The sequence below is a fragment of the Duganella sp. 1411 genome (assembly GCF_017833525.1).
In the GTDB taxonomy this organism is placed as follows: Bacteria; Pseudomonadota; Gammaproteobacteria; order Burkholderiales; family Burkholderiaceae_D; genus Rugamonas.
The window spans coordinates 1,709,013-1,727,832 of record NZ_JAFICD010000001.1 but is presented as its reverse complement, the minus strand read 5'-3'; the positions used below and the strand labels follow the sequence as shown (position 1 = coordinate 1,727,832).

The window sequence follows — 18,820 nt, the reverse complement described above, 5'->3', positions numbered from 1 at the left end:
CATGACGAACAAAAAACAGCCTCCCGCCAAAAATCCCGCCGAGGCGCCCGCGGGCCGCGCCCCCAATCCCTTCCTCAATGCCGAGCTGTACGCGCGCATGCGCGACTACACCGAGCGTGACGCGGCGTTTTCCAAGGAATTGAAGGCGATCGGCGAGAGCGGCGCCGGCAAGCGCAGCACCGACGCGCGCATGGCGCCGTCGCTGGCGGTGCTGCGCGCCGTGGTGAAAAAGGGCTTGCCGCTGTGGACGATGTTCGACCGCATCGTCGACGGCGTGGAGAGCGGCCTGTGGGAGCCGTGGCTGACCGCGTTCGGCTTCGAGCTGCGCGGCGTCAACTACGCCAAGACCGGCGAGCGCAACGCGCGGCTGGCGCTGGACATCAGCCTGGGGTCGAAGGCGCACACGGCGTTCGCCAACGCCGGCGTCGGCAATTGGCGCAGCCTGGTGGTCGAGGATTGCGCCCAGGTGCAGATCGATAAGCCGACCGAGAAGGCGCCGGCCAAGGCCCACGCCATCTTTTTCCTGGACGCCCCGGCGCCGTAATCACGCCGCGCGGATTACTTTTCCCACTCCAGGTGGACCACCTTGTAGCCTTTGTCCTTGAGTAGGCGCAGCAGCGCCGGCAAGGCCTTGACGGTTGGGCCGTTGGCGTCGTGCATCAGGATGATGCCGCCGCCCCTGGCGGTCAGGCCCTCGGCCAGGCGCACGGTCAGCAGTTCGGTGGTGTCGCTGGGCAGCCAGTCGTTGATGCCCAGATCGATCGACATCACCGTGATGTTGGACGCCTTGAGCGCGGCCAGCATGGTCGGCGTTTCTTCCAGATACGGGAAGCGGTAGGCCGGCGCGTCCACGCCGAACGCGGCCCGATAGGCGGCCAGGTTCTTGCGCAGGTCTTCGAGCTGTTGCTCCGGGCGCAGCTCGGACAGGTGCTGGTGGGCGTAGCTGTGCATGCCGGCCGAGTGGCCCTCGGCAACGACGCGCCGCGCCAGGTCCGGCGCGCGCGTCAATTTGTCGCCGAGCATGAAGAACGTCGCTTTGGCGCACTGGTCGGCCAGCGCCGCCAGCACGGCGGGCGTGCCCGCCGGCTCCGGGCCGTCGTCGAAGGTCAGCACGACCTCGCCCTTTTTCAGCGGCAAGGGGTCGTGCTGCTGCGCGCCGTACAGCGCGCCTTCGCGGGGAAGCTTGATGGTGCGGGAGGTGCCGAGCTTGTCGGCGCCGCACTCGGCGGCGAGGGCGGGGCACGCCAGCGCGGCCAGCGCGCCCATCGCCATCAGTTTTACGACACGTGTCGCGCGTGTCATTTCAGGCGGCGCGTTTGCGGCGGGCCATTGCCGAGACCAGCGCCACGCCGGCCAGCATCAGCGCGTAGGTTTCCGGTTCCGGTACCGGGCTCACGCCGCCCTGGCCGCCACCGGCGCCCATCATGATGCCTTCGATCAGCGCGGCGGGACTGAAGTTATTTTCCAGACCGCCGGTCCACACGCCGGCCTGGTCGGAGAGCGCGTAGTTGGCCGTGTTCCCGGTGGTCCAGGTCGCGTTGGTGTTGGCGAAGGCGGAACCGGTCAGCCAGTAGGTGCCGGCGCCCAGCGTCCAGTTCAGGTTGGACAGCGAGGCGCCCGACAGCACGCCGGTCAGGTCGCTCGAGTACAGCAGTTTGCCCGATGGCAGTTCCGGGAAGTCGGCGGGGTTGGGCACGCCGGTGGTGTCTTGCTTGACCGAGCCCATGATGCCCAGGGTGATCTTGCCCAGGCCGCTGACGTTGTCGATGGCGGTCTGGATCGAGGTGATTTTCGTCTCGCCCGTCAGCGTGAAGCGCACGGCGTGGCTTTGTTCATAGTGCGCGCCGTTGGCGTCGGTACCGTTGTCGACCTGGTACGACATGAAGTCGAACGGGCCGTAACTATCGAAGACGACGGCAGCGTGCGCCGAGCTGGCCAGCAAACCGAGAACGAGCATGGGGACGGCAAAAATGCGCTTTAGTGACATGGAAAACTCCGTAAATTTCAAACAAGTAGAAAAAGGACATTACCATTATTGCATGCTCACTTATTAATTGAAATCATGAAATTTTCATGTTGTGAACTAGCCGCGTTGTTATTTAACACATACCTCGTCAATATGGCGCGCGGTAGCGGAATCCGTGCCGCTGTAGAGCCCGCCGGGGTGTTGTTGCTATCGCATTGAAATCGACCGCGTTGACGGCGGCGCATGCATGGCGGATTACGCTGCGCTAATCCGCCCTACGTGATTCCGAGGTGATTCCGACGTGATTTTGACGTCATTGACGTCATTGACTTCATTGACTTCATTGACTTCATTGACTTCATTTTGACGTGATTCTGTTGGCCGGTTCGCTGATTAGGACGTTGTGGGCGCGGCCGGGCAGCCGGACCAGTTGCCGTTGGCGGGAATATGCTCCCCTTTCATCACCAGGGTCAGCGCGCCGAGGCGGGCGTTGTCGCCGACGACGGCGCTGTACAGCACCGCGCTGCGCGGTCCCATGTAGACGCGCGAACCGATCGTGACCTCGTCGATTTTCATCACCCGGTCTTCGAACAGGTGCGTCTGCGGGCAGGTGAGGGCGTTGAGCTCGCTGTAGTCGCCGATCCGCACGCAGTCGAATTCGGTGATGTCGGTGGTGTCGAGGTAGACGCCTTTGCCGATTTTCGCGCCCATCAGGTTGAAGGCCAGCGGCAGCCACGGCGTGCCGCGCAGGTAGCGCATGAAGTTGGGCACGGCGATGCCCTCGTACAGGTTGGTGACGCCCTCGGACAGCCACACGAACGGCGTCCACATCGGCGCCGAGCGCTTGCGGTAGCTGCCGATCAGTACCCACTTGAGCAGCGCCACGAACACGTAGTTGAACACGCCGTAGGCCAGCCCCGCCAAGGTCAGGTCCCAGATCACCTCCGCCCAGCGGCCGGCGCCGGCGATCGGCATCACCGACAGCACCAAGGTGTAGCCGACCGCGATCACCAGCGCGTGCGGCGCGACGATGCGGAAACCCTCGATCAGGCCGCGGCCGAGCCGGCGCTGCGGCGAGGGGTGGAAGGTCAGCGATTCCGGATAGCCGCTGGTCTGTTCGCGCGCGGGCAGGTTGATCGGCGGGGAACCGAGCCAGGTGTCGCCGCTGTTCATCCTGGCGTTGCCCGGCGCGCGCGAGTGCACGCCGATCAGCACCTGCTCGGGCAGCACCGTGCCGTCCGGGATGTAGGCGCCGTTGCCGACGAAGCTGCGGTTGGAGATCACGGTCGGTTGCATCGTCATCCAGCCGCCGTCGATTTCCTCGTCGCCCAGCATGACGGCATCGGCGATGAAGGTCTCGTCGCCCAGGGTCAGCATGTCCGGCACCACGCCCAGCGCGGTGGAGATCTCGGCGTCCTTGCCGACTTTGGCGCCCAGCAGGCGATACCAGTACGGCGCGAACACGGTGGCGTAGATGCCGTGCAGGACCTGCAGGCTCGATTCCTGGATCTGGCTGACCAGCCATTTGGCGCAGTAGGTGTTGCTGTGCACCGCGAACCGGCCCGGCTTGAGCTTGGGCAGCACGGTCCAGCGGATGCCCGCCGACAGCAGCGCCGTGAGCAGGATCAGCACCGCGCTGGCGGGGAAGGCCAGCAGGAAGTAGCGCAGCAGCCGGATGCCCGTGCCGTCGCCCTGGATCCCCGGCATCACGCCGATTTCGTCGAACCAGTCGATCAGCACGAAGCTGGGGAACACCGGCATGAAGAACAGCGTGACGATCAGCAGGATGCCGGCGACGAAGAACAGGCTTTCGCCCAGATCGCGCGCGCCGGTGAGCGCGGGCCGCGGCGGCAGGCGCGCGGGGTCGAAGGCGCCGGCGTCGCGCGCCGGCGAGCCGGTCCACATGCGGCCGGCCGGCACGCGGGCGCCGTCGCCCAGCGCCGACTGGCCGTCCAGGTGGCCCTGCGCCTCGACATGGGTGTTCCCTTCGAGGATGGCGAAGGAGCTCACGCAGGCGTCGCGCTCGAGCGTGATCCGGCCCAGGCGCAGCACGCCGCGCTCGACGCGGGCGTTCTCGAAATTGACGGCGTTGCCGATGCTGACGTTGTCGGCGATGTCCAGCAGATCGGGCGCGCGCAGGGTCATCGAGCCTATCGTCACGTCGCGGCCGACCTTCGCGCCCAGCGCGCGCAGCCACCAGGCGTTGAGCGACGAACCGCTTAACAGATACGCCGGTGCCGCCTCGACCAGCCGGTCGGCCAGCCACCAGCGGTAGTAGGTCAGGCCCCACAGCGGGTACGCGCCGGCCTTGATGCGGCCGGCGATCAGCCATTTGCCGGCGATGGCGATGGCGAATTCCATCACCGTCGCCAGCAGGAACACGCCGACCGAGGCGGCGATCGCGCGCGCCACCGAGTCGCCCGGGTCGCCGGTGAAGAAGTGGTAGGTGAAGAACGGCGCCAACCACTGCGCCATGCGCAGCGCCACCAGCGCCGGCATCACCGCCGCCTGCGCCAGGCCGCAGGTCCAGCGTTTGACGGCGGACGGCGGCGTCCACGCCGCCTCCTGCGCGCTGGCGCCGTGCGCCGCGCCGAGCACCTGGGCGATCTTGCCGACCTGGCGCTGCTGATAGATGTCGCGCACGGTGACGTGGGCGTAGCGCGGATCGGCGCGCAAGGCCGACGCCAGCCGCGCGGCGAAGAACGAATGGCCGCCCAGGTCGGAGAAGAAGTCGGCGTGGCGCAGGATAGTCTGGCCGGGGAACAGCTTGGCCAGCGCGGCGAACAGCGCTTCCTCGGCCGGCGTTTCGGGCAGGTCGGAATCCTCGGCGCCGCCGGCCGCCGGGGCGCCGAGCGGCGTGGCCTTGAGCGTCTTGCGGTCGATTTTGCCGGAGGTCAGGCGCGGCATCGCGTCGAGCACCTCGTAGCGGCCCGGGACCATGTACGGCGGCAGCTTGGCGGCGAGGCCGGCGCGCAGCGCGCGCGGGTCAAGCGTGACGTTGGTTTCGGCGACCAGGTAGGCGACCAGTTGGTCGATGCCGTCGTCCTTGCGCAGCAGGACCGCCACGGTGCCGACGCCGTCGGCCTGCGCCAGCAGCGCCTCGATCTCGCCCAGTTCCACGCGGAAGCCGCGGATCTTGACCTGGTCGTCGGCGCGGCCGAGGCAGACCACCTCGCCGTCGGCGCCGATGCGCGCCAGGTCGCCGGTGCGGTACAGGCGCTCGTCATGGAGGCCCTCGGACCAGGGATTGGGCAGGAATTTTTCCGCCGTCAGGTCGGGGCGCCCCAGGTAGCCGGCCGCCAGACCGGGTCCGGTGATGCACAATTCGCCGATCTCGCCGCGCGCCAGCAGGCGCAGGGGCGTGCCGGGCGCGGCGTCGGGGTTCGCTTCGACCACCAGCAGCCCGTAATTGGGCAGCGGCGTGCCGATGGTGACCGGCTGGCCGGGACGCAGGCGCGCCAGGCTGGCCGAGACGGTCGCCTCGGTCGGGCCGTAGGTGTTGAACATCTGGCGGCCGTCGCGCGACCAGCGCTCGACCAGCGACTCCGGGCACATCTCGCCACCGAGGTTGATCAGGCGCAGGCTGGGCACGTCCTGGTTGAACAGCGCGAGCAAGGTGGGCACGGCGTGCAGCACCGTCACCCGGTGCTGGTCGAGCATGCGCGGCAGCGTCTCCGGATCGCCGCTGATTTCCTTGGGGCCGATCCACAGCGTGGCGCCGGCCAGATAGGCGATCCAGATCTCCTCGAACGACATGTCGAAGGCGACCGAGAAGCCTTGATACACCTTGTCGGTCGACGTCACGCCCAGCACCTCGTTCTCGCTGCGCAGGAAGTGGCAGATGCTGCGCTGGGTGATCAGGATGCCTTTGGGCTTGCCGGTGGAGCCGGAGGTGTAGATCACGTACGCCGGCGCGTCCGGCGAGACGGCGCCGCGCCGGGCCACGGGCGCGGGCCGGTCTTCGGCCGCCAGCAGCGCCTCGGCCGTCCACACCGGGCGGCCGATGCCGGCCAGCCGGGGCGCGAAGGCGGCGCAAGTGAGCACGCCGGCGCCGTCGGCGTCGTCCAGGCACACTTGCAGGCGCTCGACCGGCGTGTCCTCGTCGACCGGCAGCCACGCGGCGCCGGCCTTGGCGATGCCGGCCTGCAGCACCAGCAGCTCGATCCCGCGCGGCAGCCACAAGCCGACGATCTGGCCCGGGCGCACGCCGGCGTCGATCAGGCGCCCGGCCACCAGGTCGGCCTGCGCATCGAGTTCGCGATAGCTCAGCCGGCGCTCGCCGGCGATCAGCGCGATCTGCTCCGGCGCGCGGCGGGCGGTCGCCTCCAGCAGGTCGGCCAGGATTTCCTCGCGCAGCAGTTCGCTTTGCTGCTGACCGTAAAGAATGTCGGGATGCGATTGCGTCGGCGTAAAGCAGGGTGTTACTGGCTCGTTCATGCTGAAACTTTATTGGTGGCGTGATGTCATTGTACGGTACGCCTGCCCGTTCCTCCATGGGAAGAATGCAAGTTCTGCTTACAGCCTTTACAATAGGAAATAAGAACCCCTGATTCAATAGCCGTTTCAAAAAAGGAGTCGCATGTTACCGAACCGTCCCCATTTCGCCCCGATGCAATTTGACGATCCGATTGCCGCTTACGAACAGGTTCTGGCCATTTATGACGCCAACATCGCCCATCTGCGCGATGCCATGAAACGCTTCGTCGCCGGCGAGAATGTCGGCGAGCACGTGCGGGCGTGCTACCCCTTCGTCCGCGTCCACACCGACACCGTGGCGCGCGCCGACTCGCGGCTGGCCTTCGGTTTCGTCGCCGGTCCCGGCACCTACGAAACCACGCTGACGCGCCCGGATCTGTTCGCGCGCTACTATCAGCAGCAATTCAAGCTGCTGCTCAAGAACCACGGCCACCACCAGCAGGTACGGCTGGAGGTGGGCACCAGCGCGCAGCCGATCCCGATCCACTTCTCGTTCGCCGAGCACGAGCACATTGAAGGCAGCATGACGGCCGAACGGCGCCTGTTGATGCGCGATGTCTTCGATTTGCCCAATCTTGCCGCGATGGACGACGGCATCGCCAACGGCACCCACGAGCCGCCGCCGGGCGAGGCGCAGCCGCTGTCGCTGTTCACGGCGCCGCGCGTCGACTACTCGCTGCAGCGGCTGCGGCACTACACCGGCACCTCGTGCGAGCACTTCCAGAAGTTCGTGCTGTTTACCAATTACCAGTTTTATATCGACGAATTCGTCAAACTGGGCCACGAGCTGATGGCGGCCCCGTCGACCGGACCGGAGGACGACTACATCGCCTTCGTCGAGCCGGGCAATATCGTCACGCGCCGCGTCGGCCAGGCGGTGCTGCCGGGCGACGCGCTCGGCGCGCCGTTGCCGCGCCTGCCGCAAATGCCCGGCTACCACCTGATCCGCGCGGACGGCGCCGGCATTTCGATGGTCAACATCGGCGTCGGCCCGGCCAACGCCAAGACCATCACCGACCACATCGCCGTGCTCAGGCCGCACGCCTGGCTGATGCTGGGCCATTGCGCCGGCCTGCGCAACACCCAGGAGCTGGGCGACTACGTGCTGGCGCACGGCTATGTGCGCGAGGATCACGTGCTCGACGAGGATTTGCCGCTGTGGGTGCCGATTCCGCCGCTGGCCGAGGTGCAGGTGGCGATCGAGGCGGCGGTGGCCGAGGTGACCCAGCTGACCGGGCACGATCTCAAGCGCGTCATGCGCACCGGCACGGTGGCCAGCACCGACAACCGCAACTGGGAATTGCTGCCCCAGCGCACGCCCGAGCGCCGGTTCAGCCAGAGCAGGGCGATCGCGCTGGACATGGAAAGCGCGACCATCGCCGCCAACGGCTTCCGCTTCCGCGTCCCGTACGGCACCTTGTTATGCGTCAGCGACAAGCCGATGCACGGGGAAATCAAGCTGCCGGGCATGGCCAACCAGTTCTACCGCGACCGCGTCGACCAGCACCTGCGGATCGGCATCCGCGCGGTGGAACTGCTGCGCGACCTGGGCGTGGACCGGCTGCACAGCCGCAAGCTGCGCAGTTTTACCGAAGTCGCGTTCCAATAGGCCGTCCTGGCCGATCCTCCCGGCCCGCCGCGCGCGGGCCGGATTCCCTTCGATCACTTTACTTGCCAATATGGCACCCCGGTGGGATACTGCGGCTCTATTCTCCCTCGCAAGGGCGCGCTGTCACAGATGAGTACCCAGCATTGCTCGATCACGTAGCTTGAAGCAGATGACAGCCCTTCTGAAGAAACCATGGTCGCGCGCGACGCTGTGGGTGCTCGCCATCCGGGACAGCTTTGTCGTGCTGCTGCCGATTACTTTTCTTGGCGTGATGGCGATCGTGCTGTGGACGCTTCCATTTCCGCAAGCGCGCCGGCTGTTGGTCGATGTCTTCGGTCCGGGTTGGCAGAGCAGCGCCCACGACATGGTCGTCGTGATCGATAGCCTGTTCGGTCTGGCGCTGTGCGTGGTGCTCAGCCTGCGCGTGGCGCGCCGCCTGGCGACGGACCAGGGCGACGACATGCTGCCCTTGGTCTGGGTCGGCCTGGCGGCACTGGTCAACTTCATGCTGTGCGTGATGGCGAGCGGCTCGCCCGTCATCAGGCCGCTGGGACGCGACGCCTCCGTGTTGTTGGGCTTGATCATCGGTCTTGCCACGCCGGAGTTGCTGCGCCTGCTGGCGCCGAGGTTCCGGATCGAGCCCGACTACGACAGCAACCCCACCTTTTATTTTGCCCTGGGCATGATACCGCCGTGCGCGATCCTCGGCTTCGCCGTACTGCTGTCGGCCGAAGCCTTCATGGCCCTGCCGCCGCTGGACACGCACCGCTTGGCCGCCCTGGCCGGGGCCATTTCCACCCGGGCCGACGCGGACTGGCTGCTCGGTATCGGCGCGGTGTTGGTCAGCCACGTGGTGTGGCTGGCCGGCATACATGGCAACACGGTGCTGGGCGACCATGCGCTGGCGTTGTTGGGCGGCACCGGCGGCGTGCCCTGGAAACGGTTAATCGATGTCTTCGGCCTGCTGGGCGGATCGGGCGCCACCCTGGGCCTGGTGGTGGCGCTGCTCATCGTGGCGCGCGAAGGCCCGTTCCGCCGGCTCGCCCTGGTTTCCGTGGTGCCGTCGTTCTTCAATGTCAGCGAGCTGCTGATATTCGGGCTGCCCATCGCGCTCAATCCGGTCTTCTGGTGGCCGTTCCTGCTCGCCCCGCTGCTGTTGACCTTGCTGGGACTGACCGCCGTGCACAGCGGATTCATCGCGCTGTACGACTTCACGGTGCCGTGGACCACGCCGCCGTTCCTGTCGGGCTACCTGCTCACCCACTCGTGGCGCGGCGCGGCCGTGCAGGGGCTCGGCCTGGTGGTCAGCACCTTGATCTATCTGCCGTTCGTGCGCAAGGCCGAAGCGCGGCGCGCGCGCGGTCAAACCGAGGCGTTCGACGCGGCGATCGGCGCCATCGGCGCCGGCGGGCCCTTGTATTTGAGGTCGATGTCGCCCAACAGCCAGGCGGGACTGGCCGCGCGCAGCTTGCTGGCCGAGTTAAAACGCGGCATCGGCAGCGCCGCGATCACGCTGGCGTTCCAGCCCAAGCACGACGACCACGGTGCGCCAATCGGCGTCGAGGCGCTGCTGCGCTGGCAACACAAGCGCCACGGCCCGATCCGCGCCGACGTCGCGGTCGCGCTGGCCGAGGAGGGCGGCTTGATCGGCCGCCTGGGGGCGTGGGTGCTGGAGGAAGCGTGCGCCCGCAAGGCCGAATGGAACCGGCTTGGCTTGCCGCACATTACGATGGCGATCAACGTGTCGCCTTTGCAGTTGAGCGACCCGGCGTTGCCGACGGTGCTGGCCGCCTGCCTGGCGCGTCATCAATTGGCGCCAAGGGAGATCGAGCTGGAAATCACCGAGAGCCAGGCCATCGCGGCAAGCGAGGTGGTGGACCGCAACCTGGCGGCCATCGTCGACATGGGCGTCGCGCTGGCGATGGACGACTTTGGCATGGGCCACACGTCCTTGTTGTACCTGCGCCGGTTTGCCATCCACGCCATCAAGCTCGACGGTTCGCTGACGCGCGACGTGCTTGGCAATCCCATCAGCCGCGACATCATCCAGACCATCGCCGCGCTGGGCCGCGCGCGGCAGGTCGAAGTGGTGGCCGAGTTCGTGGAGACGGTCGAGCAGCGCGACGCGTTGGCGGCGCTCGGTTGCAATGCTTTCCAGGGCTATCTCTATAGTCCTCCGTTGCCGGGCGCCGCCTGCGCCGGCTATCTGCTGGCCGAGCGCACGGACGATCGGGGCCCGTGATCGGCGCGGCACGCTGTTGCATTCCATCCCTATCGTTGCTGAATCCTGCATAAAAATATAAATTCCAAAAGGAAAGCAGCGCGGATGTGGCTATAATTTTCTTGTGCGAGGAGCCATACGACAGGCCGTGGCGCTCGTCCAGGACAGGGCGCCGGCTTGGCGGTCGGCGGCGGCAGGGGGACAACCGCAGGGGGCGCGATGGCCGGAAGAGCCAGCTTTTCGATGGTATTGCTCGTTGCAACCACGCTGGGCGCGGCCCCGGCGCGCGCCATGGTCGCGGACGGCAGCGTGATCGCCGACATGTCGCTCGAACAGCTGAGCGATGTCATCGTGACTTCCGTGTCGCGCCAGGCGGAGCGGCTCGACAGCACCGCCGCCTCGGTGTTCGTCATCAGCGCCGGCGATATCCGCCGCAGCGGCGCGCAGTCGCTGCCCGAGGCGCTGCGGCTGGCGCCCAACCTGCAGGTGGCGCAGGTCGACGCGCGCAACTGGGCGGTCACCGCGCGCGGCTTCAACAGCCCCTTCGAGAACAAGCTGCTGGTGCTGATCGACGGCCGCAGCATCTACACCCCGCTGTTTTCCGGCGTGTTCTGGGACGCGCAGGACGTGGTGATGGAGGATGTCGAGCGCATCGAGGTGATCAGCGGACCGGGCGCGACGATCTGGGGCGCCAACGCCGTCAACGGCGTCATCAACGTCATCACGCGCTCGTCGGCCGACACCCGCGGCGGCCAGCTCAGCGCCATCGGCGGCGACCGGGACAAGAATGGTTCGCTGCGCTACGGCGGCGCGCTGCCCGCCGGCGGCACCTATCGCGTCTATGGGAAGTACCAAAAGCTCAACGACACCTTCACCGCCGCCGGCGTCAACACCAACTTCGGCATGCAGCGCACCCTGGCCGGTTTCCGCGCCGACTGGGGCTTGCGCGAGGGCGCGCTGAGCGTGTCCGGCGACGGCTATCAAGGCGAACTGGGCCAGTTTGCCGCGTTGCCGGTGCATATCTCGGGCGCCAATCTGATCGGCCGTCTGACCCGCAAGCTGTCGCCGGACGCGAATATGCGCTTGCAAGTGATCCTCGACCACACCGAGCGCAACCAGCCCGGCGCCTTCGTCGAGCGCCTGTCGACGCTGGACCTGGACGCCCAGCACGACCTGCGCCTGGGCCAGCGCAACGTGTTGACCTGGGGCGGCGGCTATCGCCACAGCTGGGACAGGGTGGCGAACTCGCCCGGACTGGGCTTCCTGCCCGGCGGACTGGACATGCATTGGGCCAACCTGTTCGCGCAGGACGAATACGCCGTCACGCCGGAACTCAAGCTGACCGCCGGCGCCAAGGTCGAACATAATAACTACACCGGCGCCGAATACCTGCCCAGCCTGCGACTGGCGTGGACCCCGGCGCCAGGCCAATTGGTCTGGAGCAGCCTGGCCCGCACCGTGCGCGCGCCGTCGCGCTTCGACCGCGATCTGCACGCGCCCAGCGCGCCGCTCGCGGTCGGCGGCGGCCGCCGCGTGTATATTTACGGCGGCGGTCCGGCCTTCGAGTCGGAGGTGGCCAAGGTGATCGAACTCGGCTACCGTGCCCAGCCGCTGCCGACGCTGTCCTGGTCGGCCACCGCCTTCTACAGCCGCTACGACAAGTTGCGGACGCTCGAGCCGCAGACCGGCCCGGCCGCGCCGGCGTTGTTCCTGTTCGAGAACCAGGCGCGCGGCCGCACGCGCGGCGTCGAGATGTGGGGCAGCTGGCAGGCGGCGCCGGTGTGGCGGTTGAACGCCGGGCTGGTGGCGCAGCGCGTGCGGATCGATCCGCTACCCGGCAGCCACGACATGAGCGCCACCAACCCCTCCCTGACCACCAACGATCCGGGCCGCCACTGGCTGCTGCGCTCGTCGGTCGACCTGACCGATAGCAGCGCGCTGGACCTGACGCTGCGCCACACGGGCGCGCTGCCACGGCCGGCCGTGCCGTCGTATTACGAGCTGGACGGCCAGTGGCTGTGGCAAGCGCACCCGGCCATGGACGTCGCGCTGATCGGGCGCAACCTGCTGCACCGCGCCCATGCGGAGTATGGCGCCCTGCCGGGACGCAGCCTGATCGAGCGTAGCGTGCAGTTGAAACTGACGCTGCGTTTTTGACGTGGCGACCATCGTCCCGGCAGCCATGCGCGGCGGCTTCGCGGCCGGGCTGTGGCGCCGCGCGCCGCTGCTGCTGTTGCTGCTGTTGCTGCTGTTGCTGCTGTCGATGCCGTTGTGGCGACCAGCGCCGGCGGCCGGCCAGGAGGCCGACCCGGCCCGCGTCGCGGCGCAGGTGAAGGCGGCGTATATCTACCGCTTCGCCGAGCATATCGAGTGGCCGCCGGCGGCCTTCGCCGACCCGGCGGCGCCGCTGGCCATCGCCGTGGTGGACGCCGACCAGGTCGCCGCCGAGTTGAACCAGCTGCGGCTGACGCGCCAGATCAAGGGCCGCGCCGTGACGGTGCGCACCTTGCGCGCCGGCGATCCGGCCGGCGGCGCCCAGGTGTTGTATATCGGCGCGCAGGACGGCGCGCGCCTGAAACGCGCGCTCGACGCCGCGCCCGCGCAGGGCGTGCTGGTGGTCACCGACGGCGACGGCACCCTGGCGGCGGGCGGCGCGATCAGCTTCGTACCGGTCGACAACCGGATCCGGTTCGACGTCTCGCTGACGCACGCCGAGCGTCATGGCCTGAAGATCGGCGCCAGGCTGCTGGCGGTGGCGCATAAAATCGAGGGGGGAAGACCATGAGGCTGCGGATACGTTCGGTGCGCCACAAGCTGCTGCTGCTGGTGTTGGTGACCAATCTGTGCGCGCTGACGCTGGCCGGCGCCACCCTGTTGTACCGCGACCTGCGCGAGAACCGCGCCACCACGGCGCGCGAACTGACCTCGATCGCCGCCATCCTGGGCCAGGGCAGCGTGCTGGCGATCGAGTTCGACGACGCCAAGGTCGCCACCGAAAACCTGGCGCTGCTGCGCGCCAACCCCAACATCCTGACGGCGGCCGTCTATACCGGCGGCGGCAAGCTGTTCGCCACCTACCGGCGCGACGCCGCGTCGCCGCCGCCACCGGCGATGGCGCCCGCCGCCGGCGCCGAATTCGGCGCCGGCGAACTGACCGTGGTCCGGCGCATCGCCGACCACGAGGGAGTGCATGGCACGGTCTACCTGCGCGAACGCTACGACCTCGCGGCCTGGCTGCGCGGCTACCTGGCCATCCTGGCGGTGGTCCTGCTGGGCAGCCTGGTGCTGGGCGTGGGCCTGTCGTCGCTGCTGCAGCGCTGGATCTCGGGCCCGATCATGGGCGTGAGCGAGATCGCGCGCCAGGTGGTGCGCGAGCGCGACTACCGGCTGCGCGCGCCCAAGAACAGCGAGGACGAGGTGGGGCAACTGGCCGACGCCTTCAACGGCATGCTGCAAACGCTGGAGCACGAGATCACCGAGCGCGCCGCCGCCGAAACCGAGGTGCGCGCGCTCAACGCCGGGCTGGAGGCGCGGGTGGCGGCGCGCACCGGCGAGCTGCAAGTGGCCAACGTGGCGCTGGAGGCGCGCACCACGGAGGCGGAGGCGGCCAACCGCGCCAAGGCCGACTTCCTGGCCAACATGAGCCACGAGATCCGCACGCCGATGAACGGCATCCTGGGGCTGGCCTACCTGCTCGAGCAGCGCCGGCTCGACGCCGACGCGGCCGACCTGGTGCGCAAGATCCGCAACGCCGGCCGCTCGCTGCAGGCCATCATCAACGACATCCTCGACCTGTCCAAGATCGAGGCCGGACGGCTGGAGATCGAGCAGGTGCCGTTCCACCTGTCGGATGTGCTGGACAACCTGGCCAGCATCATGGCCGCCGGCGCCGGCGACAAGGATGTGGAATTGACCATCGCGCCGCCGCCGCCCGTCGGCCAGCTGGTGGGCGACGCGCTGCGGCTGGAGCAGGTGCTGATCAACCTGACCGGCAACGCCATCAAATTCACCGAGCACGGCGCCGTCGGCGTCGGCCTGACCTTGCTGGAGCACGACGCCCAGCGCGCCGTGTTGCGCTTCGCCGTCACCGACACCGGCATCGGCATCGCCGAGGACAAGCTGGGACACATCTTCTCGGCCTTCAGCCAGGCCGACACCTCGACCACGCGGCGCTTCGGCGGCTCGGGCCTGGGGCTGACCATCTGCCAGTATCTGGTCGAGCACATGGGCGGCGAGATCGGCGTGACCAGCGTGCCGGGGCGCGGCAGCGAGTTTTGGTTCACCATCCCGTTCGGCCGCGTGGCCGCCGGCCAGGTCGAACCGGCCGCGCTGACCAACCTCGATGTGCTGGTGGTCGACGACAGCGACATCTCGCGCGACAATATCGCCTCGATGGCGCGCGCCCTGGGCTGGCGCGCCAGCCAGGCGATGTCCGGCGCGCTGGCGCTGGACTGCGTGCGCCAGCGGCACGATGCGGCCGGCGGCTTCGACGCGCTGCTGCTGGACTGGCAGATGCCGGGCATGGACGGCATGCAGCTGGCGCGGCGCATCCGCGAGAGCTATCCGGACGACGCCCAGCCGGTGCTGATGATGGTCACCGCGTATGCCCGCGACGAGCTGCTGCGGCAGCAGGGCATCGAGCTGGTCGACGGCATCCTGACCAAGCCGGTGACCAGCTCCTGCCTGTACAACGCGCTGGCACGGGCGCTACGGCGGCGCGGCGGCCAGGGCGACGGCGCGCAGGAGCGCCCGGCCAGCCTGCGCGTGGCCGGGGTGCGCGTGCTGGTGACCGACGACAGCGACATCAACCGCGAGGTGGCCTCGCGCATCCTGGTCGCCGAGGGCGCGGTCGTCCACCTGGCCAGCAACGGACGCGAGGCGGTCGACTGGCTGCGCGAGCACCCGGACGCGGTCGACATCGTGCTGATGGACGTGCAAATGCCGGTGCTCGACGGCTACGAGGCGACGCGCGAGCTGCGGCAGTCGCCGGCCTTCGCCGATCTGCCGATCGTGGCGCTGACGGCCGGCGCCTTCAAGAGCCAGCAGGACGAGGCGCGCGAGGCCGGCATGGACGCCTTCGTCGCCAAACCGTTCAACGTCGACGAATTGATGGAGGTGGTGCGGCGCCTGGCGCGCGTGGGGCCGGCCGTGGCGGCGCCGGAGACCGTCGCCACGTCGTCGCCTCCGCCTTCGCCTTTGCCGGCGGCCGCGCCGCCGGGCGGCATCGACATCGCCCGCGCGCGCCTGGTGTGGACCGAGTGGTCCGACTACGGCGCCGTCCTCGGTCGCTTCGCCGCCGACTACGGCGACGTCGCCGACCGGCTGGCGGCGGAGCTGGCGGCGCGCGGCCCGGCCGGCATCGACGCGCTGTGCCATCAATTGAAAGGGGTGGCCGGCAACCTGGCGCTGCCCGAGGTGTGCCGGCTTGCGGGAGAGCTGCACAAGGCGGCGGTGGAGGGCGGCGACGCCGCCGGTTTGATCGCGCCATTGCGCGCCGCGCTGGCCACGGTGCTCGAATCGATCGCCGCGCTGGCGTCGGCGGAGGCGCTGCGCGGCGCGGCGGTGCCGGCGCCGTCGACGGCCGCGCTGGAGGCGCTGGGCACGACCGAACTGCTTGACGGATTGCTGGCCTGCCTGGACCAGGACAACCCCGACGCGGCGGCGCCGTTGCTGGTGGCGTTGGCGTCACGGCTGCCGGCCGACGCGCTGGCGCCGGTGCGCGCGCGGCTCGACGGCTTTGACTTCCGCGGCGCCGAGGACGAGGTGCGGGCGCTGATCGCGGCGTCGCCGGCCGGCGCGGAGGACGCGCGATGACCGGCCCGATACTCATCGTCGACGACGAACCAAGCAATCTGGCCACGCTGCGGGCCATCCTCGGGCCGGACCACGCGCTGGTATTCGCGCGCAACGGCGTCGAAGGCCTGGCGGCGGCGCGCAAGCACCATCCGGCCTTGATCCTGCTGGACGTGCGCATGCCCGACATGGATGGCTACACCGTCTGCCGCGCGCTCAAGGCGCAGGCCGACACCAGCGACATACCGGTGATCTTCGTCTCGGCGATGAGCGAGGTCGGCGACGAGGCGGCCGGTTTCGCCTGCGGCGCGGTCGACTATATCGTCAAGCCGGTGTCGCCGGCGCTGGTGCGCGCGCGCGTGCGCACCCACCTGTCGCTGGTCAACGCCAACCAGCTCACCCACTACGTGCGGGAACTGGAATCGCACCAGCGCAAGATCGCCCGGCTAAGCCGCATCAAGACCGTCCTGAGCGGCATCAATTCGGCGGTGATCCGCATCCGCGACCGCGCCGCGCTGTACCACGAGGCGTGCCGCGTCGCCGCCGAGGAGGGCGGGTTCGACACCGCCTGGATCGCGCTGCGCGACGGTGGCCGGATGACCGCCGCCGCCTGGCGCGGCACCGGGCCGGAGCGGCTCGAGCGGCTGCTGCGGGAGACGGCGCTGGAGCCGGACGATGAACTGAGCGTGCCGCGGCGCGCGCTGGCCCACGCGCGGGCGGTCTGCTGCAACGACTTGAGCGCGCCGGATCAGGGCGGCGCCACCTGCCGCGACGCGCGCGAACATGGTTTCCTGTCGCTGACCGCGCTGCCGCTGATGCAGGGCGCCGAGGCGGTCGGGGTGATGGTGCTGTACGCGCGCGACGCCGGCTATTTCGACGCCGAGGAGCTGGTGCTGCTCGACGACCTGGCCGGCGACATCTCGTTCGCCATTCAATACATCGCGCAGGAGGAGCGCGTCAACTACCTGTCCTACTACGACGCCGTGACGGGACTGCCGAACCAGGCGCTGTTCCATGACCGGCTGGGCCAGATCATCCAGTCCTGCAAGCACGAGGGCGGCCACGCGTTCGTCCTGATGATCAACCTGGACCGCTTCAAGCGCCTGAACGACGCGCTCGGGTCGCGGGTGGGCGACCAGGTGCTGCGCGTGGTCGCCCAGCGCCTGGTCGACGGCATGAGCCGTCCGTGCACGGTGGCGCGGCTGGCCGGCGACACCTACGTCATCGCCGGCGCATGCGGCGCCAGCGAGAATCCGCTGCCGGTGATCGAGCACGCCGGCGAGTTGATCGGACAGCCGATGCGGGTGGACGGCAACGACATCCACCTGAGCGTCCATGGCGGCATCGCCAGCTATCCGCGCGACGGCGCCGACGCCGAGGCGGTGTTCCGGCACGCCGAGGCGGCGCTCAAGCAGGCCAAGGCCGGCGGCGAGCGGCTGTCGTTCTATTCGTCGGAGCTCAACGCCGCGATGATCGCCAGGCTCGAACTTGAAACCATGCTGCGGCGGGCCAGCGAGCAGCGCCAGTTCGTCATGTACTACCAGCCCAAGGTCGACCTGCGCACCGGCCGCGTGGCCGCCGCCGAGGCGCTGATACGCTGGATCCATCCGGAGCGCGGCATGGTCCCGCCGGCGCAATTCATTCCGCTGGCCGAGGAGAACGGTCTGATACTCGACATCGGCGCCTGGGTGATCGCCAACGTCTGCGCCCAGCAGGCCGCGTGGGCGGCGGCCGGCGTGCCGGTGGTGCCGGTGGCGGTGAACCTGTCGGCGCTGCAGTTCGGCCAGGGCGACCTGGCAGCGCAGGTCGCGGGCTGTCTGAAGTCCCATGGCCTGGGCAGCAATCTGATCGAGCTGGAACTGACCGAATCGCTGGTCATGCGGGACCCGGCCGGCGCCGAAAGAACCATGCGCCAATTGCGCGCGCTGGGGCTGCGGCTGTCGCTGGACGATTTCGGCACCGGTTACTCGTCGCTGGCGCACCTGAAGCGCTTCCCGTTCAACAGCGTCAAGATCGACCGCGCCTTCGTCACCGACATCACGACCAATCCGGACGACGCGGCCATCGCCTCGGCCATCATCGCCATGTCGCACAACCTGCGCATGCTGGTCATCGCCGAAGGGGTGGAGACGGCGGCGCAGTTCGAACAGTTGCGGGCCAAGGGCTGCGACCAGATCCAGGGCTATTATTTCAGCCCGGCGGTGCCGGCGGCGGCGTTCGAGGCCATGCTGCGCGCCGATACGCATATCGAGCTGCCCGCGGGGGGCGAAGCGCGGGAGCTCACCTTGCTCATCGTCGACAACGAAGCGTCGCTGGTCTCCGCGATCAAGCGCGCCTTGCGCTCGGAAGGCTACCGCATCGTCGCCGCCGCCAGCGCCGAGGAGGCGCTCGATGTGCTGGCGCGCACGCCGGTGCAGGTGATCTTGTGCGAGCACCGGCTGCCTGGCATGAGCGGTCCGAAGTTCCTGGCGATCGCCACGCGGCTGTATCCCGACACCATGCGCCTGATATTAAGCGGCTACACCGAGCTCGAATCGGTGCTGGAAGCGGTCAACCGCGGCGAGATCTACCGTTTCCTGACCAAGCCGTGGGACGACGCGCAACTGCGGCAAAACATCCGGGACGCGTTCCGGCGCTATCAGCCGACGCCGACCTGACCCCGCCGGTTTAAAAAAAACGCGGATTCCCACGCCTGCCATCCCTGCCTGCGGCGCAAACCGGCATTTTATTGCCTATCAAATACTTATCGATATCT

Annotated in this window: 10 protein-coding genes; 7 read left to right on the top strand and 3 right to left on the bottom strand. The window is 68.5% G+C overall.

The window, feature by feature from the left end:
• Position 1: 1 nt before the first annotated feature.
• Positions 2-544, top strand: coding sequence for a hypothetical protein (locus JOD97_RS06965; RefSeq protein WP_209714576.1), 543 nt, complete (start codon positions 2-4; stop codon positions 542-544).
• 14 nt (positions 545-558) lie between these two features.
• Here the strand turns inward: JOD97_RS06965 and JOD97_RS06960 are convergent, their stop codons facing one another.
• The 3 genes from JOD97_RS06960 to JOD97_RS06950 all read right to left on the bottom strand — a co-directional run bounded on the left by JOD97_RS06960 (position 559) and on the right by JOD97_RS06950 (position 6,403).
• Positions 559-1,302: a polysaccharide deacetylase family protein gene (locus JOD97_RS06960; RefSeq protein WP_209714574.1), complete on the bottom strand. Its 744-nt coding sequence runs from the start codon at positions 1,300-1,302 to the stop codon at positions 559-561.
• 1 nt (position 1,303) lies between these two features.
• Positions 1,304-1,957 (bottom strand): PEP-CTERM sorting domain-containing protein, encoded by a 654-nt coding sequence (locus JOD97_RS32590; RefSeq protein WP_229264211.1) that lies wholly within the window; start codon positions 1,955-1,957, stop codon positions 1,304-1,306.
• A 402-nt stretch (positions 1,958-2,359) separates the two neighbouring features.
• Entirely contained in the window at positions 2,360-6,403 is a 4,044-nt protein-coding gene (locus tag JOD97_RS06950; protein ID WP_209714572.1) for a Pls/PosA family non-ribosomal peptide synthetase, read from the bottom strand.
• A gap of 142 nt (positions 6,404-6,545) precedes the next feature.
• Here JOD97_RS06950 and JOD97_RS06945 point away from each other — a divergent pair, with 142 nt between their 5' ends.
• From JOD97_RS06945 to JOD97_RS06920, 6 genes are all read left to right on the top strand, one after another.
• Positions 6,546-8,051, top strand: a complete 1,506-nt coding sequence (locus JOD97_RS06945; protein ID WP_209714569.1) for an AMP nucleosidase — start codon at positions 6,546-6,548, stop codon at positions 8,049-8,051.
• Positions 8,052-8,220: 169 nt separating this feature from the next.
• Entirely contained in the window at positions 8,221-10,293 is a 2,073-nt protein-coding gene (locus JOD97_RS06940; protein ID WP_209714568.1) for an EAL domain-containing protein, read from the top strand.
• 222 nt (positions 10,294-10,515) lie between these two features.
• Positions 10,516-12,429, top strand: a complete 1,914-nt coding sequence (locus tag JOD97_RS06935) for a TonB-dependent siderophore receptor (protein WP_209714566.1) — start codon at positions 10,516-10,518, stop codon at positions 12,427-12,429.
• 1 nt (position 12,430) lies between these two features.
• Entirely contained in the window at positions 12,431-13,057 is a 627-nt protein-coding gene (locus JOD97_RS06930) for a YfiR family protein (protein WP_209714564.1), read from the top strand.
• Positions 13,054-16,086: a response regulator gene (locus JOD97_RS06925; protein WP_209714562.1), complete on the top strand. Its 3,033-nt coding sequence runs from the start codon at positions 13,054-13,056 to the stop codon at positions 16,084-16,086. Before JOD97_RS06930 ends, JOD97_RS06925 begins: the two co-directional genes overlap by 4 nt.
• Entirely contained in the window at positions 16,083-18,722 is a 2,640-nt protein-coding gene (locus tag JOD97_RS06920) for an EAL domain-containing protein (RefSeq protein ID WP_209714560.1), read from the top strand. The genes JOD97_RS06925 and JOD97_RS06920 overlap by 4 nt, the downstream gene beginning before the upstream one ends.
• Positions 18,723-18,820: the final 98 nt, after the last annotated feature.

Coding starts and splice junctions, on each gene's coding strand:
- JOD97_RS06925 (WP_209714562.1), top strand. CDS start 13,054: ATGAGGCTGCGGATACGTTCGGTGCGCCACAAGCTGCTGCTGCTGGTG.
- JOD97_RS06960 (WP_209714574.1), bottom strand. CDS start 1,302: ATGACACGCGCGACACGTGTCGTAAAACTGATGGCGATGGGCGCGCTG.
- JOD97_RS06940 (WP_209714568.1), top strand. CDS start 8,221: ATGACAGCCCTTCTGAAGAAACCATGGTCGCGCGCGACGCTGTGGGTG.
- JOD97_RS06950 (WP_209714572.1), bottom strand. CDS start 6,403: ATGAACGAGCCAGTAACACCCTGCTTTACGCCGACGCAATCGCATCCC.
- JOD97_RS32590 (WP_229264211.1), bottom strand. CDS start 1,957: ATGCTCGTTCTCGGTTTGCTGGCCAGCTCGGCGCACGCTGCCGTCGTC.
- JOD97_RS06945 (WP_209714569.1), top strand. CDS start 6,546: ATGTTACCGAACCGTCCCCATTTCGCCCCGATGCAATTTGACGATCCG.
- JOD97_RS06920 (WP_209714560.1), top strand. CDS start 16,083: ATGACCGGCCCGATACTCATCGTCGACGACGAACCAAGCAATCTGGCC.
- JOD97_RS06965 (WP_209714576.1), top strand. CDS start 2: ATGACGAACAAAAAACAGCCTCCCGCCAAAAATCCCGCCGAGGCGCCC.
- JOD97_RS06935 (WP_209714566.1), top strand. CDS start 10,516: ATGGTATTGCTCGTTGCAACCACGCTGGGCGCGGCCCCGGCGCGCGCC.